At 70.8% G+C, this 26,930-nt stretch carries 21 protein-coding genes; 6 read left to right on the top strand and 15 right to left on the bottom strand.

Annotated elements, in window-relative coordinates:
- Positions 1-65 precede the first annotated feature (65 nt).
- From NQZ70_RS41980 to NQZ70_RS41990, 3 genes are read left to right on the top strand one after another with little or no spacing between them, the layout of a single operon-like run.
- Positions 66-1,010: a PEGA domain-containing protein gene (locus tag NQZ70_RS41980; protein ID WP_129579236.1), complete on the top strand. Its 945-nt coding sequence runs from the start codon at positions 66-68 to the stop codon at positions 1,008-1,010.
- Positions 1,007-2,242 (top strand): hypothetical protein, encoded by a 1,236-nt coding sequence (locus NQZ70_RS41985; RefSeq protein ID WP_129579237.1) that lies wholly within the window; start codon positions 1,007-1,009, stop codon positions 2,240-2,242. The genes NQZ70_RS41980 and NQZ70_RS41985 overlap by 4 nt, the downstream gene beginning before the upstream one ends.
- Positions 2,146-3,372 (top strand): kelch repeat-containing protein, encoded by a 1,227-nt coding sequence (locus NQZ70_RS41990; RefSeq protein WP_129579238.1) that lies wholly within the window; start codon positions 2,146-2,148, stop codon positions 3,370-3,372. The genes NQZ70_RS41985 and NQZ70_RS41990 overlap by 97 nt, the downstream gene beginning before the upstream one ends.
- Before the next feature lie 56 nt (positions 3,373-3,428).
- Here NQZ70_RS41990 and NQZ70_RS41995 read toward each other — a convergent pair whose 3' ends face one another.
- From NQZ70_RS41995 to NQZ70_RS42035, 9 genes are all read right to left on the bottom strand, one after another.
- A complete protein-coding gene (locus tag NQZ70_RS41995) occupies positions 3,429-4,715 on the bottom strand; it encodes a thrombospondin type 3 repeat-containing protein (protein WP_165374434.1) in 1,287 nt (428 codons plus the stop codon).
- Positions 4,716-4,886: 171 nt separating this feature from the next.
- On the bottom strand, positions 4,887-5,759 hold the full coding sequence (locus NQZ70_RS42000) for a DNA-formamidopyrimidine glycosylase family protein (protein WP_129579240.1): 873 nt from the start codon (positions 5,757-5,759) through the stop codon (positions 4,887-4,889).
- 78 nt (positions 5,760-5,837) lie between these two features.
- A complete protein-coding gene (locus NQZ70_RS42005) occupies positions 5,838-8,564 on the bottom strand; it encodes a hypothetical protein (protein ID WP_129579241.1) in 2,727 nt (908 codons plus the stop codon).
- Positions 8,565-8,603: 39 nt separating this feature from the next.
- Positions 8,604-9,890: a pectinesterase family protein gene (locus NQZ70_RS42010; RefSeq protein WP_207217620.1), complete on the bottom strand. Its 1,287-nt coding sequence runs from the start codon at positions 9,888-9,890 to the stop codon at positions 8,604-8,606.
- Positions 9,891-10,284: 394 nt separating this feature from the next.
- The gene (locus tag NQZ70_RS42015) at positions 10,285-10,986 is read right to left on the bottom strand and encodes a phytanoyl-CoA dioxygenase family protein (protein WP_237244543.1); all 702 of its coding nucleotides are present in this window, start codon (positions 10,984-10,986) and stop codon (positions 10,285-10,287) included.
- A gap of 59 nt (positions 10,987-11,045) precedes the next feature.
- Positions 11,046-11,345 (bottom strand): hypothetical protein, encoded by a 300-nt coding sequence (locus NQZ70_RS42020; protein WP_129579242.1) that lies wholly within the window; start codon positions 11,343-11,345, stop codon positions 11,046-11,048.
- 202 nt (positions 11,346-11,547) lie between these two features.
- Positions 11,548-12,198 (bottom strand): hypothetical protein, encoded by a 651-nt coding sequence (locus tag NQZ70_RS42025; protein ID WP_237244544.1) that lies wholly within the window; start codon positions 12,196-12,198, stop codon positions 11,548-11,550.
- 287 nt (positions 12,199-12,485) lie between these two features.
- Entirely contained in the window at positions 12,486-13,625 is a 1,140-nt protein-coding gene (locus NQZ70_RS42030; RefSeq protein WP_237244545.1) for a PAS domain-containing protein, read from the bottom strand.
- A gap of 339 nt (positions 13,626-13,964) precedes the next feature.
- Positions 13,965-14,723 (bottom strand): hypothetical protein, encoded by a 759-nt coding sequence (locus NQZ70_RS42035; RefSeq protein WP_129579244.1) that lies wholly within the window; start codon positions 14,721-14,723, stop codon positions 13,965-13,967.
- A gap of 203 nt (positions 14,724-14,926) precedes the next feature.
- On the opposite strand from NQZ70_RS42035, the gene NQZ70_RS42040 reads away from it, so the two are divergent.
- From NQZ70_RS42040 to NQZ70_RS42050, 3 genes are all read left to right on the top strand, one after another.
- Complete coding sequence (locus tag NQZ70_RS42040; RefSeq protein ID WP_129579245.1) at positions 14,927-15,946, top strand: hypothetical protein; 1,020 nt, start codon at positions 14,927-14,929, stop codon at positions 15,944-15,946.
- A gap of 250 nt (positions 15,947-16,196) precedes the next feature.
- Positions 16,197-17,498: a DNA polymerase beta superfamily protein gene (locus NQZ70_RS42045; protein ID WP_129579246.1), complete on the top strand. Its 1,302-nt coding sequence runs from the start codon at positions 16,197-16,199 to the stop codon at positions 17,496-17,498.
- Positions 17,495-18,274 carry a DNA polymerase beta superfamily protein gene (locus NQZ70_RS42050; RefSeq protein ID WP_129579247.1) on the top strand — a complete coding sequence of 260 codons (780 nt, stop codon included), beginning with the start codon at positions 17,495-17,497 and terminating at the stop codon, positions 18,272-18,274. The genes NQZ70_RS42045 and NQZ70_RS42050 overlap by 4 nt, the downstream gene beginning before the upstream one ends.
- A gap of 54 nt (positions 18,275-18,328) precedes the next feature.
- On the opposite strand, the gene NQZ70_RS42055 is transcribed toward NQZ70_RS42050, so the two are convergent.
- The 6 genes from NQZ70_RS42055 to rtcR form a co-directional block, all read right to left on the bottom strand.
- Positions 18,329-20,209 (bottom strand): serine/threonine-protein kinase, encoded by a 1,881-nt coding sequence (locus NQZ70_RS42055; RefSeq protein ID WP_129579248.1) that lies wholly within the window; start codon positions 20,207-20,209, stop codon positions 18,329-18,331.
- Positions 20,210-20,432: 223 nt separating this feature from the next.
- Positions 20,433-21,026, bottom strand: coding sequence for a TIGR00725 family protein (locus tag NQZ70_RS42060; protein WP_129579249.1), 594 nt, complete (start codon positions 21,024-21,026; stop codon positions 20,433-20,435).
- Between the two features lie 135 nt (positions 21,027-21,161).
- The gene (locus NQZ70_RS42065; RefSeq protein WP_129579250.1) at positions 21,162-22,475 is read right to left on the bottom strand and encodes a GDSL-type esterase/lipase family protein; all 1,314 of its coding nucleotides are present in this window, start codon (positions 22,473-22,475) and stop codon (positions 21,162-21,164) included.
- 338 nt (positions 22,476-22,813) lie between these two features.
- Complete coding sequence (locus NQZ70_RS42070) at positions 22,814-23,617, bottom strand: hypothetical protein (protein ID WP_129581893.1); 804 nt, start codon at positions 23,615-23,617, stop codon at positions 22,814-22,816.
- 389 nt (positions 23,618-24,006) lie between these two features.
- Entirely contained in the window at positions 24,007-25,074 is a 1,068-nt protein-coding gene (locus NQZ70_RS42075) for a ChaN family lipoprotein (RefSeq protein WP_129579251.1), read from the bottom strand.
- 50 nt (positions 25,075-25,124) lie between these two features.
- Entirely contained in the window at positions 25,125-26,756 is a 1,632-nt protein-coding gene (rtcR, locus tag NQZ70_RS42080) for an RNA repair transcriptional activator RtcR (RefSeq protein WP_129579252.1), read from the bottom strand.
- Between the last annotated feature and the right edge of the window lie 174 nt (positions 26,757-26,930).

Raw genomic sequence — 26,930 nt, forward strand, 5'->3', positions numbered from 1 at the left:
CCTCCGGCCGCGGACGAGATCATGGCCCGGCGAGACGGTCGAGCCTTCCATCGAAGCGCCGGGGATTGTCACAAAATCAACCTGATCGGTGCTCTAGGCCGACCACGGCGGCGGCGCCTCAGGGCGCGACGGTCGCCCCCCCACCGCTTGCCAGCAGCCTCACCGGGTCCGCCAAGGTCGAGTATGAAGCCGGCAAGACCCTTTACCAGCTGAAGGACTACGCGAACGCACGGATCAAGTTCGAGCGGGCGTACGATCTGTCGAGCGATCCGCGCTTGCTCTGGAACATCGCGATATGCGAGCGGGACCTCGCTCGCTACAAGCGCGTGCTCCTCTTGATGAGGCAGATCCGCGCGAGCCAGAACGCGCTCTTGAACGAGCAGGATCGCGAGCAGGCCCGCAGCGTCGAGGCGGATGCGCAGAAGTACGTGGACCGCGTGCGCATCGAGACGCGGGAGCCTGGAGCGACGGTGTTCATCGACGACGAGCTGGTTGGGACGACACCGCTCCAGGAGCCGGCGCTGGTCGACATGGGCATGCGCAGGATTCGCATCAGCAAGCCGGGCTTCAAGGAGCACATCCACACACAGCGGTTCGAGGGCGGCGCGGACGTGAGCCTGATGGTTCGACTCGAGAAGGAGTACCATCGAGGCCGGCTCATCGTGCGAGCGGGCCCCAACGACCTCATCGCGCTCGACGGCAAGGTGCTGGGCAAGGCCATGTGGGAAGGTTGGCTGCCGAGCGGGGGACACACGCTCCGGATCACGGCGCCTGGGTTCATCGCGCACCAGTCGGAGGTGCTGTTCAAGGATGCTCAGACGCGAAACATCACGGTGAAGCTGGACGCGTCGCAGGCGTCGGGGCCTCCCGCATGGCTCTGGACTCTCGGCGGGGTCGCGCTCGCAGGGACGGCCGTGCTCGGCGCGGCCCTGATATTCGAGCGCGAGCCTGCGGTGATGGGAAGCATCCCACCGGGGACGGTGCAGCTCTCGTTCGGGGGTGTGCGATGAGGCGGCGTTCGTATCTGACCTATGTACAAGAGGCGCTCGTGTGCTTGGTGGCGGCGGGCGCGTCCTCGTGCCTCGCGCCGGGCGAGCTGATCATCGACATCAGCACGGATCTGGCCATCCCGAAGGACATCGACAGGTTGGACGTCGAGATCAAGAGCGGCGTCGAGACCGTACACCACGAGTTGTACCTTCTCGACCCTGCAGAGGAGGGCTCCCTGCGCCTTCCGGCGACCATCGGCGTCCTCCCGCCGTCCGGCGAGCACCGCAATGTGCAAATTCACGTCAAGGCACTCAAGGGGGAAGAGCTACGGGTAAGGCTCGACCCGGTGGTCCGGCAGGTCCGGGACAATCTGGTGACTCGCGCGCATATCGATGTATCCATTCTCTGCTACGAAGACACATCCGACAAGTGCGATCCGGAGAAGAAGAACAATAAGACATGCAATGGGTACGGGGAATGCGTACCCATGAGCGCGGACGAGCCCGTGCTGGCTCAGGAGATCTACCCGAACGACGGTCTCTTTCTGGACGACTGCCTGGCCCCAGCGAAGTGCTTTCAGCAGGCGAAGTTTGCACCGGTGTATCTCTTCGAGAATGAGTGCAGGGTCAAACTAAACAAAGAGATCGGCGCCACAATCCACGACATAAACCTGGCGTTTCTCACCAGAGGACAAGGATTTTGCCCAAGCGATCTATGCTATATCCCCATGGACGCGGAGATCGTTGTCAGGGTCAACGACGACGACGAGGACGACGACGGACGCAATGACGATTCGGTCACTTTGAAATTCGGGGTGTGCAGGCAGGTGATGTCCGGCGAGCTGCTCGGCATTGTTCAGGCGCCTGTGACCGAACAATGCCCGAGGAAGACGCGAGCGGTCAACTCAACGGCGCCGTGGTCGTCCGTCACGGCATGCAGTGTTCCGGTACAGACGGTTGCGTCGAGCCCATGGATTGAGACGAACCCTCTCGACTCGCCAAGGTGGCTGCATACCGCGACGCGGCTCGACAATGGCGACGTCCTTGTCGTTGGTGGATTCAAAGAGTCTTCCCCCGAAGCGAACCCCAAAACGACTGAACTGCTAGAGGTCTTCAAGCGGGGTAAAAAGAGTGGTTCCAACACGAACCCGACAACATGGATCGCGGCTACCTGGGTCGAGCGGGGCACACGGCGACGCTTGTCAATGGTCAAGTCCTCTTGGCCGGCGGCCATACTGGACACGAACCGCTGAACGACGCTCTGCTGCTCGACAATGACTTTCATGTCGTTAGCTCCTTCGAGAACGCACTGAACCCACCGCGCTACATGCATACCGCCTCTGATGTAGGAAGTGGCGCAGTGGTCATCGCCGGCGGGTTCGCCGACGACTATGGAGAAGTAACCGACGCAATCGACGTGTTTCTCGAAGGAAGCTTCGATAGTTCACTGGCGGGGCAGCCGAACCTGAACACCCCTCGGGCGGGTCACACGGCGACGGTGCTCGGCGATGGCAGGGTGCTGATCGCAGGAGGGCAGAGCAGCAAATCTGTGCTGAACACCTCCGAGATCATATCATTCGTTCGATCAGCGAACCACCAAAACGAAGGTTCGGTTTTGGTTGAAGCAGCACCTTCTCTCAACCATGAGCGAGCCTTCCACACCGCCGTAAGATTGAAGGACGGCAGAGTGCTCGTCATGGGCGGGCAGACGCTTCAAAACAGAGGCCTCTATGTACATTACAGCATAGATGATCTAAAAGAATCCATCCTCGACTCGATCGAGATCTTCGATCCACAGAATGGCTGGGAGCCGCAAAAGAGCAAGCTGCAGATCGCGCGCTCCCTTCATACCGCGACATTGCTCGAAAATGGTCAGGTGCTCGTAACGGGAGGATTCACCCCACAAGGAACGAGCGCACCTGCCGAGATCTACGATCCCGACAAGGGCACAGGATACATCATCATGACGCCTCATTCGCTGGCAGGCCAGACGGCCACGCTGCTCGAGGAGGAGGAGGAGAAGGAGAACCGTGTCCTGCTGGTTGGCGGAGGCTCAGTCGATTTGATTGGCACCCCGCGTCTCGAGTTGGCAGCGAATTCGATGATCTATGCACCCTGCGATGCAACGACCTCTGGTCAGAACCGCGGGTGCGGCGAGGGCGGCGGCGATATCGTGCCGGGACCGGCAGAACCGCCCGGACACAACCCCGCCGCCGCGAGCGCGGTCGAGTTCCAGGGCGGCGGTTGCGTGAAATCCCCCGGCGTCACGCAGGACGGGTGCGGGACGTCGCCGTCGGCCGGCGGCTCGCCATGGGCGCTCCTGCTGATGCTCCTCGCGGCCAGGCGCTCAGCCGGGAGGCGAGCGCCGTCGCGCTGCAGCTAGGCACGGCAGCTGGCCTTCACCCCACCAGCTTCACCTCATGCTCCAACCCACCTCACCTACTGGTACGGATCCTCGCCGCTGTCTGGAGCCTGCTCCGTCACGGGGCAACCACGTTTCGCCGCGTCGCCCTTGAGCGGCTCGCCCTTCTCGTCGGGGCACGCGTCCTCTGCATCGGAGATCCCGTCGCCGTCTCGGTCCAGGCTGGGTAGCTCCAAAGGGCAGCCGTTCTTCGTCTTGTCCTCGCTCTTCACGCCCCACGCGTCGGGACACGCGTCGTCCAGATCGTCCACGCCGTCCTCATCGAGATCCCACCGCGGGCAGCCGTGTCTCTTCGGGTCGTCGCTCCGTGGACCGAACGCGTACGGGCACGCGTCTGCCGTGTCGAGGATGCCGTCCTCATCCGGGTCCTGAGCGCGCCTGGGCTGCGGAGCAACTGCCGGCGACCAGCTGACGCTGCCGATGAAGCGAAAGGCCGGGTTCCCGATCGCCGTGGTGAGGCCGGGCCCGGCCGCGACACCAAGCAGGACGTCGTTGTAGACCCGCCCCCTCGCGCCGAGGAGCAGCTCGGCGCCCGTGCTGAACAGGTCGAGCGGGATCCTTCGCTGCTCCGTCACGTGAAAAGCACCTTGTTGCAACAACGTTGACGTAAAGAGCTCCGCCCCCACGTGCAGCCGGCTGTCGAGCAACAGGACCCCGATCCCGCCGCCGGTCGTGAGAGACGCAGGATTGGAGGAGGCGCGCGCGACCATGCCGAGCCCCGCGCTCCACATCACCCGGCGCACGCGGCCGCCCACCAGCAGGCTCGGAGACAGCCGCACCGCGCCCTCTCCGACGTACGAGTTGGATGGCCCAGTCGGGAAGTGGGCAGAGACGCCGATACCGAGCTGGAACACGTCCTGATCCTCGCCGATCAGACGAACCCGCGCCCCGAGGCGCAGGTCGCCTGCTTGCGCCGTCCGAGGGGAGCTGAACGTCGTGCTTCCCACGGAGGGGCTATCGCCGTCCTGGCTGACGGCGATGGGCATGAGCAGCGAGACCAGCAGGCGATCCCACAGCGCGAGCGAGCCGGCGAGGTGCAGGAACGTCTGTGAGCCGACGACGTCCCCCGACACAGAGTGCGAGGAGAGCGAGAGAGGGCTCCTCGAATGGTCGAGCATCAGAACGCCCCGCGGCACGAGGTGCCCTCCAATGGTCGGAGAAGCCACGCCGAAGAACGCATCTCCGGGTGGCGTCGGATCGAGCTGGTTCAAGGCGATGCTGCCGCTCGGGGGTACGGCGTGCGCTGCCGCGGAGGACAGCAGCGCGCCCGCGGCGACGACCGAAAACACGGCCAGGCGCTTCATCCCCCGCAGATTACCAGGTCGCTCTTTGCAGGTCACCACCGCGGCAGCAGCGCTTGCCGCAGCAGGGATATATCGACGACCGCGACTCCGAAGGACGAGCACGCGACCATCGCATGACGGCATCATGAGCGCCTCTCCTCGCGCGACCTCGCGCGCCGCCGCCAACCCGCCTCACCCCGGCGTGCGCTTGGCGCGGCGGAGCTCCGCGGCCGCGCCCTTCCCCTCCTCGGGCTGGCAGGTCGGACAGTAGATCGCGTCGTAGCCGTGGAGGCTCGCGCGGCGGAGCTTGTCGCCGCAGCGCGGGCACGGCTGGCCCGGGCGCCCGCGGACCTTGAGGAAGTCGCGGAGCTTCTCGTCGAGCGCCGGCGCCCGCCGGGCGATGGTCCGGGTCGCGTCGCCGAGGACACGGGCGATCGCCGCGTGCAGGCGATCGAGCTCCGCCTCGGAGAGGCCCTTGACCGTGGCCTTCGGGTGGATCTGCGCCTCGAAGAGCACCTCGTCGGCGTACGCGTTCCCCAGGGAGTCGAGCGCCGCCTTGTCCATCAGGAAGTCCTTGACCAGGCCGCGCCGCCCGCACGCGGCCGTGCGGAACGCGTCCTGCGTGAACACCTGCGGATCGAGGACGTCGAGGCCCACGCGCTCGAGCCCGGGGATCTTGTCGAACTCGCCCCGCGCGAGCACGTAGATCTTGCTCATCTGCACCTCGTCGCGGACCCTGAGCTCGCGCCCGTCCTTCAGGGCCAGCGAGAACGCGAGATCGGTCGGGATCCGCGTCTCTCCGGGCAGCGTGATCGAGAATCGCCCGGCCAGCATCGGGGCGACCACGAGATCGAGCGCCCGCGCCCCGGCGAGCTCGAAGACCACGGCGTGCGCCCGCCGCGCCACGCGCCGGATCTCCGCGCCCGGCAGGAGCGCGTCGAGGCGCTCCGGGAGCAGGACGCGCAGCACCACCGGACTGTCGGCCCGGGCCGCGGCCACGGTCGCGCCCGCGAGCTCGCGCGCGAGGATCGGGACGACGTACTCCAGGTCGGGTCGCTCCGGCACGAGCCCAGGATACCCATCTCGCCGCGGAGATCGCGCGCGACCTCGGGCCTGGCGGAAAGAAATGAGGCGGCGAGCGGCTCAGGCGCTGATCCGCGGAGCCTGCTCGCCGCGCGCGGCCTCCCGCCCCTCGCCCTCCTCCGCCTGCCGATCGCCGTGGGCCGCGAGATCCCGGCCGCGCGCGAGCGCGTACACGGCGCGGATCCGCGCCGCCGCGAGGGCAGGCCCCGGCTCCGGGTTCAGGAGCACGGCGCCGTCGTCGAGCTCCAGCGCCATCGGGATCACGCCCCGAGGCTCGAGCGCCGCCCGGAGCTCCTCGAAGGCGATCGCGCCGTTCGCCCGCTCCCCGCGGCCGGACGGCGGCGCCTCGACGCGCACGAGGTCCTGCCCGCCCTCGCCGAGGAGCTCATCGTAAAGGGTCGTTACTCCCGGCACGAAGGCGCTGTGGACCATGAAATAGTTCTTGATGCGCTCGGTGCTGACGAGGCTGAGCCGCAGCCGATCGGGCCCGGCGAAGCCGCACTTGCCGGCGTCGAGGAGGCTCCGGACGTGCTCGCCCTTGGCCACCGAGGAGAACTCCGCGAGCACGTGCAGCCGCGCGCCGTGCGCGAGCTCGCCGCTCTCCAGCGCCCGCGCGAAGCGGATGAGCCGCATCGCCGTGCGCGCGTCGCGGTCGAGCCCCTCGGGCTCGCTCAGGAACACCGCGGCGGAGGCCGGCGCCCCGCGCGCCGCGCAGCGCACCGCGAGCGACGCGAGGTCGTGCCCGTGCTGCGTGTGCACCGTGGCGCTGCCGCCGCGCGGAAGCGCGAGCTTGGCCCCGTCCTGGCCCGGCGGCGCGCCGTCCGGCGCGGGCGTGACGCCGAGCGAGGCGAGCCGATCGGCGAGCGGCATCCGCTCGTCGCCGCGCTCGCCGAGGACCAGCGTCACCTCGATCCCCGGGACGAACTGCGCGAGCGCGTGCAAGAGCGACGGCAGCGCGGGGCTGTACCCGACGATCAGCACCCGATCGAGGCGGCTGCGGCGCTGCGAGAGCGTCGCAGCCCACGCCCGCGTCGCCCCCGCGCCGTCCGTCGGCCCTGCGTCGTTCGCCGCCGCCCCCGCGCCGTCCGCGCGCGCCCCCGCGCCGTTCGCCGCCTCGGCGGGCGCGATCCCCCGGCCCATCAGCAGCTCTCGCCCGTAGCGCCGGAGCGGCGCGTAGGTGGCCGACACGCCGATGAGCCCCCGGAGCCGCCGCGCCGGCACCCGGCCGGCCCGCGCGCCGAGCGCCCACGCCGGCGACCCCTCGGGCGGGTCGAGCAGCGGGTTCAGCCACTGCACGAGCCCCTCCGTCGACACGAGCTCGCCCGCGCGGCGCTCCGGCGCCGCGTCGCCGAGGAAGACGCCGGCGAGGATGACGTTGCTCTGGCAGGCCGCGCGCGCCATGCGCGAGAACGAGATCTCGCCGCCCGGCCCCTCGCCGAGCGCGGCGACGGTCCGGACCGCCTCCTCGCCGAGGAAGATGTGCGTGTAGAACTCCGACCCATCGGCGGTCATGAGGTCGGTGTAGAGCGCCTCCACGCCCGGCGTGATCAGGTGCTGGCACAGGAAGAAGCCGAGGAACCGCTGCATGTCGAGCGGATAGGTCCCCGGCCCGCCCACCGCCTGGAGGAGATCGCGGTTCTTGCTCTCCTGCACCTCGACGAACACGTGGCCGCGCCGGTTCTGCGTCCGGAACGAGGAGAGGGCCATCGCCGTCACGGCGTCCGCGTCGGGACCGGCGTCGGGCCGCGCGAGGATCAGCGCCCGCTTCGCGCCGGTGGCGCCGACGAGCTCGAGCGCCTCGGGCTGCGCGCTGTCCCCCTTGCGGTAGGCCACCCAGCGCATCCTCGGCGCGTAGAGGTACGCCGGCGGGTCGTCCTCCGTGCCGAGGAGCGCCATCCGCGGCAGCGCGTGCCGGGTCGGCGGCGGACCGCGGCGGACGAGCCACACCCAGAGCTCCGAGAGCCGGATGCTGCGCAGCGCCCGGTGGCGCTCGTACAGCCGGACGAACTCCTGCACCAGCATCTCCGCCTCGTGGACCGGCCCGATCACGAGCGCGTGCCCGGCGTAGCCGACCGGCCGCCGCCGCGCCGCGCGCACGACCTGATCGACCACGTTGGCGCCGATGCCGATGATGAACGACGTGATGAAGACGCCCACCACCGTGAGGCCGAGCGACAGGACCGCGACGACGGGGTGCACGTGGAGGTTCGCGACGAGGTTGTCGGCGCTCTCCAGCTGCCGGAAGGACCACCAGATCCGGTCGAAGAACGTGGTGTCGGGGACCGGGCCGCGGCCGTCGTAGTCGTGGGAGATCGCGAGGTGGCTGAGCAGCACGGAGGCGCCGAACGCGAGCCCCCAGACGGCCAGCGTGACGAGCCCGAACTGCTCGAGCAGCTCGCGCCGGGTCATGATCGCGTAGAGGTCGATCGCGATCTCGCGCGTGAAGCGCAGGAGCAAGAAGAGCCGCGAGAGCCGCAGCACCGGCAGGGCGTGGGCCGCGTGCGCGTCGAGGAGCCGCTCGAGCGGCAGGAAGCTGAGCCAGGCGATGACGTCGAAGGCGAAGAGCAGGACGTCGAGGCGCGATCGCTCGCGCCCGCGCTGCCGCAGGAGGACGGCCCGGAGGAGGAGCTCGACGCCGAAGATCCCCAGGAAGTACGGGCGGAGCTCGTCTTCGAGGCCCGGGACGGGCAGGACCGAGACGAGGATCAGGAGCGAGAGCGCGGCCTTGACGGGGCGGGTCTCGAGCCCGCCGGCGAGGCGGAGGAGCAGGGGCTGGCGGGGCGCCATGGGCGCGAGGATAGAGGAAAGGCGCCCTCGCGCGGCCGCTCAGGGCGCCGCGCTGCCCGGACCGGCGTTGGCGTGCTCGTAGAAGCGGTTCGCGGGGTAGGTGCCCGCCGTGGAGCTGTAGGGGCGATCGACGGTCGAGGCGTGCCAGGGAGCCTCCGCGCGGATGTGGGGGCCGAGGGTCGAGTTTCGGAGGATCGCGTGGCCGTTCGGATAGACGCCGCTCGCGACGCTCGCGGCGTACGTCGCGAGGTCGTTCTGCCCCTCGTCCCAGGCCCGGCCGAGGTAGACGAGCCCGGCCGGCGTGCCGGCCTCGGCGGTCAGCTCGCTGTCGATGATGAGGATGCCGTGGTCGTTGCGGGCATCCGTGCTGGGAGCGACGATGTACCCGCCCTTGTTGCCCTGCCGCGCGGTCAGGTACCTGATCGTGCAGCCGTCGAGCACGAAGGTGCCGCGTCCGAAGATGAAGTCCACGTCGCCCTCCACGTGGCAGCCCTTGAAGTACGCGCGCGACACCGTCCCTGCGTTCGGCGTCTTGACGTAGAGCGTGTCTTGATTGCCGAGCAGGCGCACGTTCTCGAAGATCAGCCGGTCGGCCTGCGTCATCAGCGCGACGGCCTGCGTGCCGCCGGAGACGGCGCGCTCGTCGGTGTCGTTCGCGATGGTGAGGTTCTTGGCCCGAAAATCGTCGGCGTAGGCGGCGAAGGTCGCGCTGCCGCTGGTCCCGTAGGTCGTCCCGCTCAGGTTCGGGTTGCAGGGATTGGCGGGCGAGCCCGCCCGCTTGGTCTTGCCGTTGTAGTTGTCGTACGCGATGACCGTCCGGCTGGCGTCGGAGCTCTTGCCGTACAGCGTGATCGGCGGGGCCGACGCCGGCACACAGACCACCTCGCGGTAAGCGCCGGCCGCGACCTCGATGTAGATGCGGCTCGTCCCGCCGGCGGCCACCGCCGCGTCGATCGCGGACTGCACCGTCCTGTGGGTGCCCCCGCTCGCGGCGACCGTGTACCTGGGCGTGAAGCCGCCGACGTCGCCGGCGCCCGCGGTGGGATCCCAGCGGTCGGTCACGAGACCCGACGCGAGGTCGCCGGCCTTCTCGAGGTGCTTCAGGACGGTATGGCTCGCCGCCTGCGCGCTCGTGAGCTGCGGTCGGGTCGCGGTGCTTGGCGCGGAGCCGCCTGCGCCCGAGCCGCCCGCGCCGGCGCCGCCCGCGCCGGCGCCGCCCGCGCCGGAGCCGCCCGCGCCGGAGCCGCCCGCGCCGGAGCCACCCGCGCCAGAGCCGCCCGCGCCCGAGCCGCCCGATCCGGTCATGTCGCCCGTGGAGCTGCTCACGGGGCCAGCGCCCCCGTCCGACGAGCCGCCAGCGCCGGTGGCTCCGCCGGAGGACGAGCTGCTGGAGGCGCCCGGAGTGGCTGGACCTCCACCCGAGGAAGATGCGTCTGCCGGGCCCCCGCCGCCCGAATCGTCGCCGCCGCACGCGGAGAGGCCGAGCGCGACGAGCACGAGAGGGAGCGAGAGCATCCGACGGGAATTGCCGGTCATGTCCACCGTTCGACCTTGCCTTTGCCGAGGTTGAGAGGAGCTCTGAGGTTGAGAGGAGCTCTGGCGCTGCAAGACACACACCACGCGGCGCTACGCCGCGCGGGCCCGCCCGCCGTGTCCACTCCGGGTTGACACAGTTTACAGCCGCGCGTGACAGCGCCGCCGGCGCGAGTCGCGGCGCGTCTCATGTCCGCGGCGGCGCCCAGCGGCGCACGGTTGGACGGCCGAAGGCGTAGAGGGCGTCGAGCGTGCGGCGCGGAGGCTCGCGGAGGTAGGTCGCGCGGTGAATGGACCACGCGTGAAAGACGCACGCATCCCCGGTGCGCAGGGCGACGCGCACGGCGTTCGGCATGTCCGGCGTGGTCCGATCGGCGCCGCGCCGGATCCGGAGCTCGTGCGGGGTGTCCCAGCGGGCGTGGGAGCCGGGGACGATCTCGAGCCGGTCGTCGTCTTCGAGCGCCACCCGGAAGTGCACCGATGTCGTCGTCGCGACGACTGCGCGCTCGATCTCCGGATCGGGCTGGCCGAGCTGGCTATCTCGATGCCAGTCCCCGTCCCAGTCGCGCCTGGTCTGCTCGTGGTAGTAGTGTGCGTCCTTCAGGCGCGGCGTGTCTCCCTCCTTCGGACGCGCGAGACCGGAGAGCAGCTCGCAGACGCGCGGGGAGCCGACGAACGCGGCGATGAGCTCAAGCGCGCGCGGGTCGTCCTGGAAGCCGACGATGCCGTCGGTGAGGAGCGAGATCCTCGGGGTCGAGTGACCCGTCTCCTGGGAGAGCGCTCGTGTGCGAAGGAGCGCGGCGTCGCACGCGCGACGGAGCTCGGCGCGGCCCTCGGCGTCGAGGAAGGCGGGCACGACGAAGAAGCCGCGCGCGCGGAAGGCGTCCACTCGATCTCTCGTTGACGTGTTCATCATGACCTCGCGGCGATCGAGCTCGCGAAGATCACTCAATGGACGGTCCGAGGCCCACGCATCGCCAGCGCGACGAGGGGGTCGTGGGGAAACGGCCGCGGACGATGGGAGCTCGAGACGACGAGGCACGCGAGCCGCCCCGCGATCTCGAACGTCGCGAGCGCGGCCGGCGCGCCGAAGTACTCGATCGGCACGAGATCGACGCCGCGCGCGGGCGCCGGCGCGGAGCGCTCGTCGAGGATCCGCGCGAGGGCCCTCTGGTAGCTCTCGCCGGTCCTGGCCATCCTGGCCCGAACGTCCGCGCGCAGCTTCTTGTGGTGGTGACGGTTCCCCATCGGGCCTGTCCAGGTGATCTGCCGAGATCGATCCTTGTCGGCCGGCACCGACGGAAGAGCGGCAGCATCACGAGCCAGGACCCCGAAGGGCAGCGCCCTCTTCGCGCCTCGCGCGAGCCGTGCCGGCGGCAGGCGAGGAGCCGGGCTCGGAGCAGCCCGATAGGCGCAGTATTCGCCGGACCGAGGCCGCTGTCAATGCACGTCAGAGGCTCACGCCGATGCCCGCCCGGAGCCGCGCGGCCAACGAAGGGGCCATCTCGGCCTCCTCGCTGCCCACGCGTCGCTGCTTGAGGACGTACGTCTGTGCTCCCCCTTCGAGGTGGAGGTAAAGCCCTCGGACGAGGTCGACGGTGACGCCGGCGCCGGCGCCGAAGGCGCCTGCGAGGCCGCGGCGTTCGGGCGCGCGCCCGAACGTCTCGAAGCGCTGCCTCATGACGGCGAGGCCGAGATCCACGCCGACGCAGAGGGTGATCACGGGGAGGTCCCATGCGTGGGACAGGCGCACGTCCAGGCCGAGCTCGTCGTTGCGCGCCGTGAGGCCCTCGTTCTGGAACTCGCTGCGGCACGCGCTGAGATGGGGCGCGATGCCGAGTTGCTGGAGCTCGATCCAGTAGCCGACGAACCCGCCGTGACAGAGCGAGTCCCCCGCGACGAGGGGCGTCCTGAGCTGATAGCTGGCCACGGGCCCGTGCGCGACCTCGCGGACCCCGCCGCCCTTGCGCACGAGCCGGGCGAACATGACGCGGCTCAGCCGCTCGTCGCCCACGTCGATCGTTTGCCCGGCCTCGGCCTCGATCCCCCCTTCGAGGAGGAAATCGGGGCCTCGACCCCGCACGAAGTAACGGCGCCGCACGCGGCAAGCAGGAGCGGAAGAGCAAACGAGAGGATCGAACGAAGCTGCATGACACTTCTCCGTGGTGAATGAAAAGGACAACGAGCGATGGTGAACGCGCGGGCCAGCCGTCCGCGAGAGGGCGATGCGCGCAGCGCTGCCGTCGCCGCCGTGGGGCGGTCGTCGTCGCCGGAGCTCTCGCGACGGACGGCGGGCGCCTGCCGTCCCACGGCGCGGCGCCCGGGAAGGAACCGGGTGTCGCTGGCCCCTTCAACCTGGGTCGAGCGCGCCCTCCCAGGCGGGGCCGCTCACCGCTCGCGGAGCGGCCTTCCGCCGCGCGCTCGCTCCTCGCCCACCATGCGCCCGATGCAGTGCTTGAGGCCCGCCTGGAGGTCGGAGAGCGTCGTGATCTCGGCGAGATCGAGCCCGAGCGAGACGACGGTCTGGGCGACGCTCGGCCGGATCCCGGTGATGATCCCCTCGGCGCCGAGGAGCCGGATCGCGCGGACGAGATCGACGAGGTAGCTCGCGGTCTTCGTGTCGACCGCCTCGACCCCGGTCAGGTCGAGGAGCGCGAAGCGGGCCTGGATGCGCACGACGGCCTGGAGCAGGCTGTCCATCACCTCCGCGGTCCTCGCGCTGTCGACCACGCCGATCATCGGGAGCGCCAGCACGCCGTTCCAGACCTGGAGGATGGGGGTCGAGAGCTGGCGGATGACCAGCTGCTGCCGCTCAATCAAGGCGAGCCGATCGCGGAGCTCCAGCTCCGCGCGCCGCGACTCGGTGAGATCGAGGGTGATGCCGACCACGGCGCCCACCTCGCCGCGCTCGTCCTCGATCGGGACGAACCAGTTCTCGAGGGGCTTGCCGTTGACCTCCGAGATGATGTGGAGCTGCTCGCCGCGCAGGGCGCGGCGCAACCCCTCGGTCTCGTGCTCCTTGTAGACGTCGAAGACGCTCCGTCCGACGAGCTGGCCAGGCTTCACGCCCGTCGCCGAGAGGCCCTTGCCGTCCAGGTAGGTGAACACGCCGCGGCCATCGGAGGCCCAGACGATGATCCTGAGGTTGTCGACGAGGGCGCGGAGGATCGCCTGCTGCTCGGCGTTTCGCCGGGACGCCTCGACCTCGGAGGTCACGTCGCGGCCGATGCACAGCACGCCGGCCGACGCTCCGCGGGGATCGAGCACGCGGTGGTGAGCCCACGCACACGCGACGTGGCCGCCGTCGCTCCGGGGGTGGCGCAGGCGCCGTTCGCCGCTGTCCTCGTCGAGCAGGCGCCGCCATACGCCCTCGTCCTCGGGCGTGGGGAGCAGCTCGGCGATGGATCGGCCGACGGCTTCCTGCCTCGGCACGCCGAGCTGCCGCGCGGCGCTCTCGTTCCATTCCGTGATCGCGAGATCCAGGCCGTACTCGACCACCGCGAGCGGCGATCGGGCGAGCGTGTGCACGTGTTCCCTCATCGTCAGGAGCGCCGTCCGCCGGGTGCCGGCGGCTCGGCTACGCGCCAGCGTAACCCTGGGCCCCGTTGGCAGATCAAGCCCCGATGGAGGGCTGCGCGGGCGCGGAGACCACTTCTGAACACGGCGCCCCTGCTCGTCCGACAACGTGCGCGGGGCACGGCGCCGGGGGGACCCGGCTCCGCGCGACGAGCAGCGGCGCCTCGGGCCTAGGGGCTCTCGAAGCCAGGGACGAGCTCGAGAGGGGCAGAGCTCCCGAGGGCGGCCAGCGGCGTCGCTGAGCGTTCCGGGCCGGCGTCGATCGCCGCTGCCGCGGGGGGAGCCGTCGCGTCAGGGCGAGCCGCCACCGGCCCCGGCATAGCCACCCGCGCCGCCGGTCCCCGGCCAGGAGCCGCCCACGCCGACGGTCGAGGTCTCAAAGCCACCCGCGCCGCCGGTCCCCGGCCAGGAGCCGCCCACGCCGACGGTCGAGGTCTCGAAGCCACCCGCGCCGCCGGCGCCCCCTTCGCCGTAGTAGTAGTATTCGCTCGGGTCTTCGTAGACGTCGATGTTGATGTTCAGCTTGCCGTTGAGCCACAGCGCGCGGTCCCCGATACCGAACTGATACTGAGCCCAGGTCGTCGAGTGCGGCGAGACGTAGGTGTAGACCGTCTGCGACGACAGCAGCGTGGCCTCCACCGGCGTTACGGTCCCGCCTTGGACCTTCTCGAAGGTCCAGCCCGGCAGCAGGGTGACGTTGTACGAGCCCTGCTCGAGATCGACGAGGATGGAGCTCGCGTCGGGATCTTCGTCCTCGCTATTGACCGTCAAGACAAGGTTGCCGGGATACGAGGCACCGCCGCCGCTGGTGACGACGCCGACGCCGACGTTCTCGTCCTCGTAGTAGTAATAGTAACCGCTCCGGATCTCGAACGTGGCATTGCGCAGCCGATACTGCGCTCCGGACGGCGCCTCCGCCGCGAGCGGCAAGCTGATCGAGCCGAACACGTCTTCGTCATCGCCAGCCTGCGCGGTGCAACCGCCGAGCCCGGCCACGAGCGCCATACCGGCCACCGCGAGCGCCCCAAATCCCCTGAACGTCTTCATCATTCTTCTAGCCTCCCAACAAGCTACCGCTCGGGACCAGCAGTCGCGTGTGCCGCGGTCTGCCGCGGTCCCGAGTACGACCACTGCCAGGAGCAATTCGCGAACCAACCTGAAATTGCGGGAGATCCGCGCTCGCCACCATGGGCCTCCAGCGACCGTGGCACAAGTTGGCTCAGCCATCTTGTGCCATCGCCGCGCGCGAATCGGTGAACCAGGCCACCGAGGACGCGCTCGCGGAGAGCGGGCTCGGCGCCACCGTCCTGCGCAACAACCGGACGCTCGATGTGGCTACGAACGCGGGTGGAGGAGCTCACGAGCCGCCGAAGGCCGCCGATCTCCCCCGGTTCAACGGATCGATATTTGATTACATAAGGATGTTGCGCGTCACGAAGGAGGCCGCGCGCAAAGCGGATCCGAGCGCGCGGATCGCGACGGGGGGCATCGGATACCCGGCGTTCCTCTCGGCCATCCTGCGCTACACCGACAATCCCGAGGGCGGGGCGATCACGCCGAGTTACCCGGAGAAGGGCGGCGCCTACATCGACGTCGTCGACTTCCACTATTACCCGATCTTCAGCCCGAAGAGCTCGGACGCGTCCGTCGACGACCTCCTCGCATCGAAGGACGCTTTTGCCGCGGCGCTCGCCGAAGCCGGCGTGCAGGTGGAGGGGTGGAACGTCTCGGAGAGCGGCGCGCCGCTCGCGCCCACGCCGGCGTACCCGGAGGTCGGGAGCCCGGAGTATGCGCGCAACTACCTCATCAAGGTGATGACGCTGGCGCAGGCACACGGCATCGGCGGCGTCGACTGGTTCATTCTGTCCAACGGCGAGGAGGGGAGCGACGATGTGTTTGGGCACATGGGACTTTACAATGACGTCGGCGCGCTCACGAGCGTGGATCAGGCGACCAAGACCGACCTCGGCAAAGCATACACGACGCTCAACGAAGTGCTCTTCGGCGCGTCCTACGATGACGGCGCGACGAAGGAGCTCGCGCTGCCACGGGACGCGCGAGGTGTGGTGTTCGAGAAGGGAGGCAAACGCCGCATCGCCCTCTGGGCCGCGACGCCGAACGACACGGAGGATGCGTCGGCGAACGTCGAGCTCGCGACGTCATCGGGGTTCGATGTCCATGCATGGGACGGCGCGCAGACATCAGCCGACGCGCGCGACGGCAAGGTGACGCTCGCCCTCTCGGGCAGGCCGGTGCTGCTGGTCGAGCGATGATCCGAGGCTCGACCCAGACGAGGCGCGCATGCCATGGGTGGCGGCCGGCAGGCGGTCGGCGCTGGTGGACGGCTGTACTACCCCAACCTGGGTAGTATGGGGTTACTACCGATGCTACCCCCGCTACCTTGACCAGGTTGTTTCGCAACGCTGATCGCCCAACCCTGGGTCGGGCCGCTCAACCTGGGTCGGGTCGCAGGTCGCCGTGCCAACCTGGGTCGAGTCGCCGCTCACGTGGTAGCGTCCGCTCATGGAGCTCCGCTTGCGCGGCCTCACCCACCTCGATCCGCTCGCCGTCCCTCTTCCCCACGGCACCGAGGTGACCACCCGGGTTGACCGCCTCCTCGGCGAGCGCCGCATCCCCCAGGGCGCCGTCGGGCGCGTCGTCGGCTCGGCCGGCGCGGAGCTCGACGTGATGCTCATCGGCATCGGCGTCGTCCGCTACCGCCGCGACGAGCTCGTCCCGCGCAAGGCCGGCCAGGTGCGGCACGCCGAGCGGCGGAGCGCCGCCTGGGACGCCCTCCGGCCCGCCGTGGTCCTCGAGGCCGTCGTGGGCTCACGCGCCTGGGGCCTCGCGAGCGAGGGGTCCGACACCGACCGACGCGGCGTCTTCGCGCTCCCCTTCCCCTGGACCACCGGCCTCGCCGAGCCGCCCACCGACCTCGTGAGCGCCGACGGCAGCGCGTCGTACTGGGAGATCGAGAAGGCCATCCGCCAGGCCCTCCGCGCCGACCCGAACACCCTCGAGCTCCTCTTCGTCCGCACCGCCGAGCCTCGCGACGAGATCGGCGCCTGGCTCCTCGCCGCGCGCGAGTCGTTCGTCTCCTCCGCCATCTACGGCAGCTTCGGCCGCTACGCCCTCTCGCAGCTCAAGCGGCTCTCGCAAGCGCACCGGCTCGCCGAGCACCGGGAACGGGTGCTCGACTGGCTCGCCGACGAGCCCTCGCTCTCCCTCGACGACGTCGCCCGGAAGCTCGCCGCCATCAGCCCCCGCGCCGCGCCGACCGAGGCGGACCGGGAGCTCCAGGCGAAGGAGTACGTCAAGCAGCTCTACCGCTCGCTCCACGACCAGGGCCTGCTGCCCGCGCGCGACTTCGCCTCGCTCGCCGCCTTCGCCCGCGAGGGCCGGACCTCGATCGACCCCGCCCGCGACCTCCGCCCCAAGAACGCCTACAACCTGGTTCGCCTCATCGCCACCGCGATCCGCTGGCTGCGCGACGGCGAGGTCGACCTGGTCGTGCAAGGCGACCTCCGCGAGGCGCTCCTCGCCATCAAGACCGGCGCCTGGCCCCTCGACCGGACCATCGAGCTCGCCGAGTCGATGACCCCCGAGCTGGAGGCCGCGCGGCTCGCCACGAAGCTGCCGCCGCACCCCGACGTGCCCCGCGCGGACGCGCTCCTCCGGCGCGTCCGCGAGGAGGTCGCCCGGCGGCACCTCTCGGCGGAGCCGGGCCCGCTCGGCAAGGACGCTCCCCCCGCGCCGGTCGCGGTCTGGGACGAGGGAGACCCGGGCCCGGCGCGCGGCAGCGCCGAAGGAAAGGACGAGGGATGAACACGCAGGTGCTCGAGGCAAAGCAGCAGGAGGTCGCGGCGCGCGTCATCGCCGAGGAGGAGGCCAAGCGGCCGCACCTCGTCATCGCCTTGAGCGGCGCGCATGCCTATGGCTTCCCCTCGCCCGACAGCGACCTCGATCTCAAGGCGGTGCACGTCGAGCCCACCGAGAAGCTGCTCGGCCTGCTCCGCAGCAGCGCGAGCCCCGCGCGGATGGAGGTCATCGAGGGCGTCGAGATCGACTACACATCGAACGAGATCCACCCCGTCCTCCTCGGCGTCCTCCAGGGCAACGGCAACTACATCGAGCGGATCCTCGGCCCCCTCCAGCTCCACGTCGCCCCCGACCTCGCCTCGCTCCGCCCGCTCGTCGCCGCCGCGCTGTCGCGCCGGATCTTCCGCCATTACGTCGGCTTCGCCACGAGCCAGCTCCGCGCCTGGGAGTCGGGCGGCCGCACCTCGGCGAAGAAGCTCCTCTACGTCCTCAGGACCACGTTGACCGGCGCCCACGCGCTCCGGACAGGCGAGATCGTCACCGACGTGACCGCGCTCCTCGATCTCTATGGCTTCAGCGCCGCGCGCGAGCTGGTCGACCAGAAGCGCGCCGGCGAGAAGACGGCGCTCGCCCCCGATACCGCCGCGCGCTGGGCAGAGCAGATCTCCCGGGCCTTCACGACCCTGGAGGCGGCCCACGATCGCGCCGTGCTGCCGGAGGAGCCGCCCAACCAGGACGAGCTCAACGACTGGCTGCTCGCGCTGCGCAGGGCGCGGCTGTGAGGCGCGGCGGGACATCCCAGGATCTGTCGCGGAGGTCGCTCGGCGAGCGCCGCCTCACCGCGGCAGCGAGCAGCCGTCGCCGCACGCCTTGCGCCCGTCGCGGCACTTCACCGCGGGCCCCTGCCCCTGGCACGTCACCGGGCATGATCCCCCGGTATTCGAGCACGATACGGCGCACGAGCCCGTGCAGGTCACCTCGCACCCTCCGACCCGGTTGCACCTCACGACGCTCCCGTCTCCCACGACCGGAAAACACTTGCCCACGTCCTCGCAGGTATACGAGCAGCGTGCGCCGCAGGTGGCCTGGCAGGTGTCCGCGTTGCGGCAGTCGACAGAGCAGTTGTCCGCGCACCTCGTGTCGCACGCCTTGCTCTTCGCGCAGGAGGACTGGCAGTCTCCGGCGCAGCGGCTCTCGCAGACGTCGCGGTCGGAGCAGCTCGGCCTGCAGCCGGACGCCTCACCGCACGTGAGCTCGCACCTCTTCGGCGCGTTTCCCGGGCTGCCGCCCCCGCAGGTGCACGGCATGCCCGGCGCGCAGCTGGCGGCGCTGACCGCGGGCGCCACCGAGCTCTGGGCCTGCGGGATGTCCTTCAGGGACACGGAGGCCGGCGCCGCGCCTTCCCGGGCGCCCTCGTCGCGGGAGGGCCAGAGCAGCAGCACCGCCCCGATGCCCACGCAGAAGAGGAGCACCGCGACCGCGCCGACGACGGCGAGCTGCGGTGCACGCGGCGCGCCCGCACCTGGAACCATCCCCGGCGCGCTCGCGCTCAGCGATGGCGGGCCCGCTCCCGGGTACATCCCCGGCACGCTCGCGCCCAGCGATGGCGGGCCCGCTCCCGGGTACATCCCCGGCGCGCTCGCGCCCAGCGATGGCGGGCCCGCTCCCGGGTACATCCCCGGCGCGCTCGCGCTCAGCGAAGCCGCGCCCGCCCCGGGATACAGCGCCGGCGAGCTCGCGCCCAGCGAAGCCGCGCCCACCGGCGGTCCGCCCGGGATGCCCCTGCCGTGCGCGCGCGTGCGCGCGTCGCCCTCGGCCGCCCCCGCCGTCGCGAAGGGGGGCTCCTCGCCCCGGCGCACGGCGCGCACGTCGGCGAGCATCGTTTGCGCGTTCGGGTAGCGCCGCTCGACCTGGAAGGCGAGCGCGCGGTCCACGACCCGCGCGACCCGCGGATCCACGCCCAGCGCCACGGTCGAGAGCGGCGGCGCCGGCGTCGTGCTCATCTTGATGAGGAGCTCTCCCTCGGTGAGCCCGTCCGCGTCGTGGAGCCGCCGGTTCGCGAGCAGCGTGAACATCGTCGCGCCCACCGCATAGAGGTCGGCCCGCCCGTCCACGTCCCTCCCCAGGATCTGCTCCGGCGCCATGTAGCTCGTCGTGCCCAGCACCGCGCCCGTCCGCGTCTTCAGGCCGGCGCCGCCCTGCTTCATGCGCGCGATCCCGAAATCGAGCACCTTGAGCCGCCCGTCGCGCGTCACGAAGAGGTTGTCCGGCTTGATGTCCCGGTGGACGATCCCGGCGTCGTGCGCGGCCCGGAGGACCTCGAGCAGCGTGTCCACGTGGGCGAGGATCTCGGGCATCGGGACGCTGCCGAGCCGCAACGCGCGCTCGCGCAGGCTCTCGCCCTCGAGCAGCTCCATCACCAGGAACGGCTCTCCCTGCTCGGTCACGTCGATGTCGAGGACCTGCACCGCGGCCGGGTGGCCGAGCCGCGTGGCGGCGAGCGCCTCCTGCTCGAAGCGGGCGCGGAGCTCGCGGGACACGGCGCCCTCCGGGTGCAGGATCTTGATGGCCACGCGGTGCCCCACGTGATGGGTGGCCGCGTAGACGGCCGCCATTCCGCCCGCCCCGATCAGCGCGTCGAGCCGCCACTTGCCGTGGAGGGTCGTCCCGACGCGGGCGCTCAGCCGCCGGATCTCTTCCTCTTCCGCTTCCGACATCGGCGCCGAGCCTAGCACGGGCCGCCTCGCGGCCGGCTCGACCGCCCGCGCCGCGATGGCCCGGAATCACTGGCCCTCTCCGCTCATCGACCCTCGCGGATCGCGGCCCGCTCCCCGCTCGCAGGAGACGCCCGCCCCGCGCTCCAGCGAGATCACCTCGTGCGCGCTGCCGCCAGGGTGCTCGCCGTCACCTGCGCTCGGCGCGCGCTCCCGCGGAGGTGGCTCAGGCCCGGCCGCCGCCGGCGCGGCCGCGGCCCGCGACGTCCCACGCCGCCGCGACCGCCTCTTCCGCGGTCGCGACCGACGCGATGCGATCCGAGCGCCGGTCGTCCACGCGTCCTCCGGCGAGCTGCCTCGCCCAGCCGCCGCTCGTCGCGAGCGCGAGCATCGGCTTGCCGAGCTGCCAGGCGACGGCGATCTCGCTCAGCGTGCCCGCGCCCCCGCCGACCACCACGACGACGTCCGCCGCCGCGACGACCAGGATGTTGCGCCCGATCTGCATTCCGGTCGGAATGACGATGTCCACGTACGGGTTGGCCGCGGACGCCTCGTACCCGGGCAGGAGCCCCACGATGTCGCCGTCGCGCCAGGTCGCCGCCTCGCGCCCGCCGCGCGACACGGCGGCCATCACGCCCCCGAGCCCGCCGGTCACCAGCCGGAACCCCGCCTCGACGGCGCGGCGACCGAGCTCGACGCACACTGCCTCGGTCGCCGCGTCCAGCGCGAGGCCGTTGCCGATCACCGCCATCACGGGGCGGCGCGGCACGTAGGGAGCGATGTCCCGCTTCGTGTCCTCCTCTTCCCGATCGTCGTCCATCACGGCTCCGCTCCGGCGCCCGCGGGACGACGCGTCACGTGGCGCTCGGCCCGGTCGCGAGGCGCATCCTGTCGCTTCCCGCGCAGCGTGGCAAGAGCGCTCACCTCGGCGCGCCGGCCGTGTCGGCGCCGCGCCCTACTGCTGGCCGGAGTAGAGGCCGTCCACGGCCTCGGCCCAGAGCTTGTTCATGGCGACGCGCCCGGCGGGATCCGGGTGCACCTTGTCGGTCAGCTGCTCGGGGTGGTCCTCGAACCACGCATACAGATCCGGCCCTGGAGTGAGGGCGTTTTCGGCCGTGAGCTCGTCGATTGCCTGGTTGAACACGCCGACCGCGTCGTGGTGGCCGTCGGGCGAGAACGGGATGCGCGCGAGCACCGGGACGCGGCCCGCCGCCTGGATCTTGTCGATGAGCTCCTGCAGGTTCGACTTGAAGGTGCTCGGGTCGGTCTGGTCCCACGAGTCGTTGGTGCCGTAGCCGATGGCGAAGAAGTGGTAATCGGGGTTCATCGCCAGGACGTCATCGATGCGATCGAGCGCGCTGGGGCGGTCCGTGCTCCTCGTGAGCTCGCCGCCGATGCCGCCGTTGATCATCGCGGGGTAGTTGGACGCGTGCGCTGCGTGCACGTTCTCCGCGAAGCTCGGCTGCGTGGCCGGCGTGTCGCGGTCGTAGGCGAACGCCGTGATGCTGTCGCCGAGGAAGAACCACGTGTCCTCCGCGCCGTTCGAGATGTCGTGCACGTCGATCTCGTCGAGCTGGACGCCGGTGTCGTCGGACGTCGCGGGGGCCGCGGTCACGACGAGCCGGACCCAGCTCTGGCCGCTGAAATCGAAGCTGTGAGCGCGCGTGCGGACCGGGTTGTCGGTCACCTCGGCGACGCTCTTCCAGGTGCCGTCCGAGCCGTCCGTGGAGTCGCTCGACGTCTCCACGCGGTAGGCGCCCGGCGCCCCGTATTGCACGTCCGTGTAGTTGTAGTTGTACGAGGCCGTCCAGCTCAGGAGCAGCCGCTCGTACCCGTCGCCGACCTGGATGGCGATCCAGGCCGGCGCGCCCGCGGTGGGCTTGCCCGCGATCCAGGTCCCCGCCGACCTGTACTTGCCGTCGTTGATGACCGACGCCGTTCCCCTCGAGGCGAAGGCAGGCTTGCCACGCGAGATGATGGGGTTGGGCGTGATCCCCGGCGCGTCGGGGCCGCCGCCGTCGCCGCCGTCGCCGCCGCTGCCGCCGCTGCCGCCGTCACCCGTGCTCCCGGAGCCGCCGGTGCCGCCTCCAGCGCCGCCGCTTCCCTGGGCGGAGGTGCTCCCCGAGCTCCCGGAGCTCGCGGACGCGCCCCCCGTCCCCCCGGAGCTCGCGGACGCGCCGCCGTCATCGTCCGAGCAGGCCGGCAGGAGCGCGACCGTCCCAAGCGCAAGAACCAGGAAGGCTGACTGTTGGAATGAACGCAAAGCCATCGAAACTGACCTCCAGGGCCGGGCACTCTGGGGCATCGTGGCGCCACGATCAACAGCGGACGCGACCATCGCCATCAATAAGATGAACCGGTAAAGCGTGGCGGGTCGTGAGACTGTGGCCGGGGACCCCGATCGGTGCCCGCGGGGCGCAACTATCCACTGTAGCGGTAAAGCCACAACAACAACGCTCGTCGCGAGGTTGGCACGGCTTGATGGGCGGCGATGCGCGCGGGGTGGCGGGTGAGCCGTGGAGCGGGCGGGGAGCGAGCTTGAAGCGCAACCCCCTTCGGCGCCGGGTCCAAACGACCCGGCAGCTGGCGGAGGCCTGCGGCGCGTGCTCAGGCGCCGGTCGTGACGAGCAACTCCCAGGCGTCACCGACGACCGCAGCCCGGCGGATCCACCGGTCCAGCTCGGCCAGATCGGTGCTCGCGAGGACGCGCTCTCGCACCTCCGCGGGGATGTCCATGCCACGCGCTTCGAGAATGGCGAGCACATCTTGCGCCTTGGCCTCGATCTTTCCCTTCGCCACGTAACTGCGCGCGAATTCACTCTGGAACACGTATCCGCTCTTCATCATCGCCTCCAACGTCCGCCTCGCCGCCTCGTTCATCGAGGATAGCACCAGATCTCCGTAGACAGCGCGTCGCTCCTCGTCGAGGCCGGCAGCCGCCGCCAGGAACGCCACGCCGATCGCCTCCCCCACGCCGCTGTGCCCGTGCGCCATCGCCGAGAGCACGACCACCTCGGGCGCGGCCTTGGCCTGCTGGGCGTCGGTGACGACCGGGACGCCCTCAGGCCCGAGCACGAGCGGCCTCAGCGTCCAGCCCGGATGGCCCGTGTGGATGGGCCGCGAGCACCACCGCGCCATCGCAGGATCGGTGGTCACGACCAGCAGCCGGGTCGGGCAGCGATGCTGGGCCCTCGTCTGCGCCATGTACACTGGCCACACGTAGGGCTTGTCCGGATCCACGCCGAGCTGGACCTCGACGACGATCCCCATCGCGGGCCGCTGCTGCGCCCCCACGAGCACGACGACCAGATCCGCCCGGCGGTCCGAGGGAACAATCTCGGTCAGATCCGAGGACTCGACACGCGCTTCCTGGAAGGTGGGGATCCGCTGGCCGAGCGCGCTTTGCAGCATCTCGGCAGCGAGCGTCGGCCGATTTTTGAACAGCTCTACCAGGGCTTCATGGGCAATTGAGGGCATCGGTAGACTCTCGGGCAGTTGCGGTCATGATGGTTGTTCAAGCGGCTTGCCTGGCTCGCGCAGTGGATCCCGCACGAGCCGCGCAGCCGCCTCCCACCCCATCAATTCCGGGCCCCCTCGCAAATCCGTCACGCCGCGTGTCCGACGGCGCCTCGCCCCAGGCCTGCAGCCAGGCCTCGATGCTGCGCGGGGCACGCGCCGCGTGACCGATGCGCCGGGACATGTGACCGGTAGAGAGCCGTCGCCAGCCGGAGGCTGCACGGATCATGGGCTGCCGCCGCGCGGCCCTCTCACGCCAGGCTCCGTCGCGGCGGAAGGCGCCGTCAGCGCGCCCGGAAGGCGGCGCACGGATCCCCGTCCGACACGCGCGGCGTGAACCACACGAAATCGAACGGCAGCGTCGCCGTCGAGAGCTGCGCGGCGTACCGGGCCGGCTCCTTCAGGCCGCGCTGCACCTGCACGAACGCCAGGCTCAGCACCTCCGCTCCAGGCGCCTCGAGCGATAGCCAGTACGGCACGCCGCGGTCGCGCCGCGCGTGCCCCGCGCCGGCGATCAGCACGGCGCCGCCGGCCTCCGCGCGCGCCATGGCCTGCGCCAGCTGCGCGTCGCGCGCGCGTTGCGCGAGCGCCATCGTCGGGATCAGCCGCTCGGGCAGGTGCCCGCAGTGCGAGTCGCGGAGCTCCTGCTCCAGCGACGCCTGCTCGGCGGCCGGGAGCGGCTGCTCGAGCCGCAGCGCGGCCGCCCGCTCGGACGAGACGCCCTGAAGGCCTTGCCGCGCGAGCACACGCGCCTCGTCCTGCGCCACGTTGCCGCCCACGATCGGCAACCCGAAGCGAAAGGCGACGTCGAAGATCGGCAGGTACTCCGAATAGGGCGGCCAGCTCGTCTTCTCCCAGCCGATCCACGCGCCGAAGCCGACGGCGTCTCGCCGCGCCGCCGCGTAGCCCTCGATCGCCGACTGCTGCTGCGCCTCGAGCATCTCGAACACCACCCGCGGGCGCCGCCCTCCTGCCGCCACCTGCTCCAGCACGCGCGCCTGGAGCCGGTGGTGGTCCGGGTTGTCGTGCCGCTCGCCGAGCAGCACGAACCGCGCGGCGGCGAGCCGCGGCGAGAGCGCCGCGACGTCGACGAACGCGCCGGCCTTCACGTCCCACAGCTTGCCGACGAGCGCGTGATCGCGATCGAGCGTCGACCGCCACGGCTCCGCTTCGCCCGGCGGCGCCTCCGCGGGCGCAGCGCCGCCGCTCGGCGCGGCCGGAGCGCGCGCGGGCGGCGCAGGCGAACAGGCGAGCAGCGCCGCCGCGCAAGCGACGCTTGCGAGACGGCGCGCGCGCGGCAGCGGAGAGCGTGGGGCGGCGTGGAGCGAGCACATCAGCTTCGTTGTCGGCATGGTCGTTCCTGTGGCCGCGCCAGCGTAGCAGCTCGATCGCGCGCTTCCCCCTACCCGCCCTCCGCCACCACCTCGCTCCAGTCGATCTCGAACCGCGCCAGGTACTTCCGCAGCCGGTCCGCGTCGTTGACGCTCTTCTTCTTCGCCCGCGACGCGGCGAACAGCACCCGCCCCGCCTCCGACAGCGACCGCGCGCTCTTCAATACCCGCAGCACCTCGGCGAGCTGCACCCGGTCGAACGGATCGAGCGCCGCCGCGCGCCGAGCGCCGAGCGCCGCGACCAAGAGGTCCTCCCCGCCCTCCCCCGCTCCCGCGCCCGCCGCCGCCGGCGCCCGCCGCCACGCCTCGGCCAGCCGCGCGATCTCCTCCTCCACGATCGGCAGCCCGATGCGCCCCCCGGGCGCGAGCGTCGCCATCCGCGTCACGGCCGCGTTGAAGTCGCGGAAGTTGCCGGGCCACAGCGCCTCCCGCGACGTCGCGAACCGGAGGAACCGCTCGCGCGCATCGCGGCTCATCGTGATCCTCACGCCGAGCAGCCGCGCCGACGCGTCGAGCTCGTAATCGAGGTTCGGCTCGATGTCCTCGACCCGCTCCCTGAGCCCCGGCAGCCGGAAGGTCCACAGGTTGATCCGCGCCAGGAGATCCTCCCGGAAGCGCCCCGCCGCGACCTCCAGCGACAGATCGCGGTTCGTGCCCGCCAGGAGCTGGAACTCGCTCCGCACCTCGCGGTCCGAGCCGACCGGCAAGAACGCCTTCTCCTCGATCGCGCGCAGCAGCATCGCCTGCTCGTCCGCGCCGAGCTCGCCGATCTCGTCGAGGAACAGCACCCCCTCGTGCGCCTTGCGGAGCAGGCCCGGGCGATCCTTGAGCGCGCCCGTGAACGCGCCCTTCGTGTGCCCGAACAGCGACGACATGGCCCCGTCGCCGCGGATCGTCGCGCAGTTCAGATCCACGAAATCGCCGCTCACCTGCCGGCGACCCTTCTTGAGATCGTAGATCTTCCGCGCGAGCTGCGATTTGCCCGCCCCCGTCGGGCCCATGAGCAAGATCGGCGCGCGCGACGCGATCGCCACGTGCTCGATCCGCTCGATCAGCCGGTTGTACGCCGCGTTGCGCGTGTCGATACCGCTCTTCAAGAACGACACCCCCTCGCGCTGCTCCTTCTGGAAGCGCGAGGCGATGCGATCGTACTTCGAGAGATCGAGATCGATGATCGTGAACGACCCGGCCGCGAGCTCCGCCCGGTCGCGCTTCGGCGGCGACGTCTGGATGAGCCGGCCGGGGAGGTAACGCGACTCCGTGAGCAGAAACAGGCAGATCTGCGCGACGTGCGTGCCCGTCGTGATGTGGATGAGGTACTCCTCCCGGTCCGGCGCGAACGGGTACGCCCGCGCGAAGTCGTGCAGCGCGCCGTACACCGCCTCGAAGTCCCACGGGTCGTCCACCTCGATCACGTGACCGCGGATGTCCGTCTCCGGCGAGACGTGCCGCACGTCGCCCATCACCGTCCCGGCCAGGCCGTCGAACCGGCGCTGGTACAGCAGCTCGAACCGGTCGACGATCAGGTCCTCGTGCTGGCAGAGCGCCACGCTCGGACGCCACCGCGACCAGCGCTCCGGCGTCTTGCCGGTGTCCAGCGTCGGGCCGAGCATGCCGAGGACCACCGTGGATTTGCGCGTCATATAATGTTCTCTAGAGGCTTTATACACGCAGATAAGCGCCGCGGCCAGCGCCCCGCGATCGCCGGGATTTCGGGTGGCACGCGCCGTGCGGTATGCGGGAACACGGGGACGCCGGAACACCAGAGGACCGGAACGCCTGAACCAACAACCCAGGCGTGACCCAACGTCACCGAA

The sequence above is a fragment of the Sorangium sp. So ce836 genome (genome assembly GCF_028553905.1).
Taxonomy (GTDB): domain Bacteria; phylum Myxococcota_A; class Polyangia; order Polyangiales; family Polyangiaceae; genus Sorangium; species Sorangium cellulosum_D.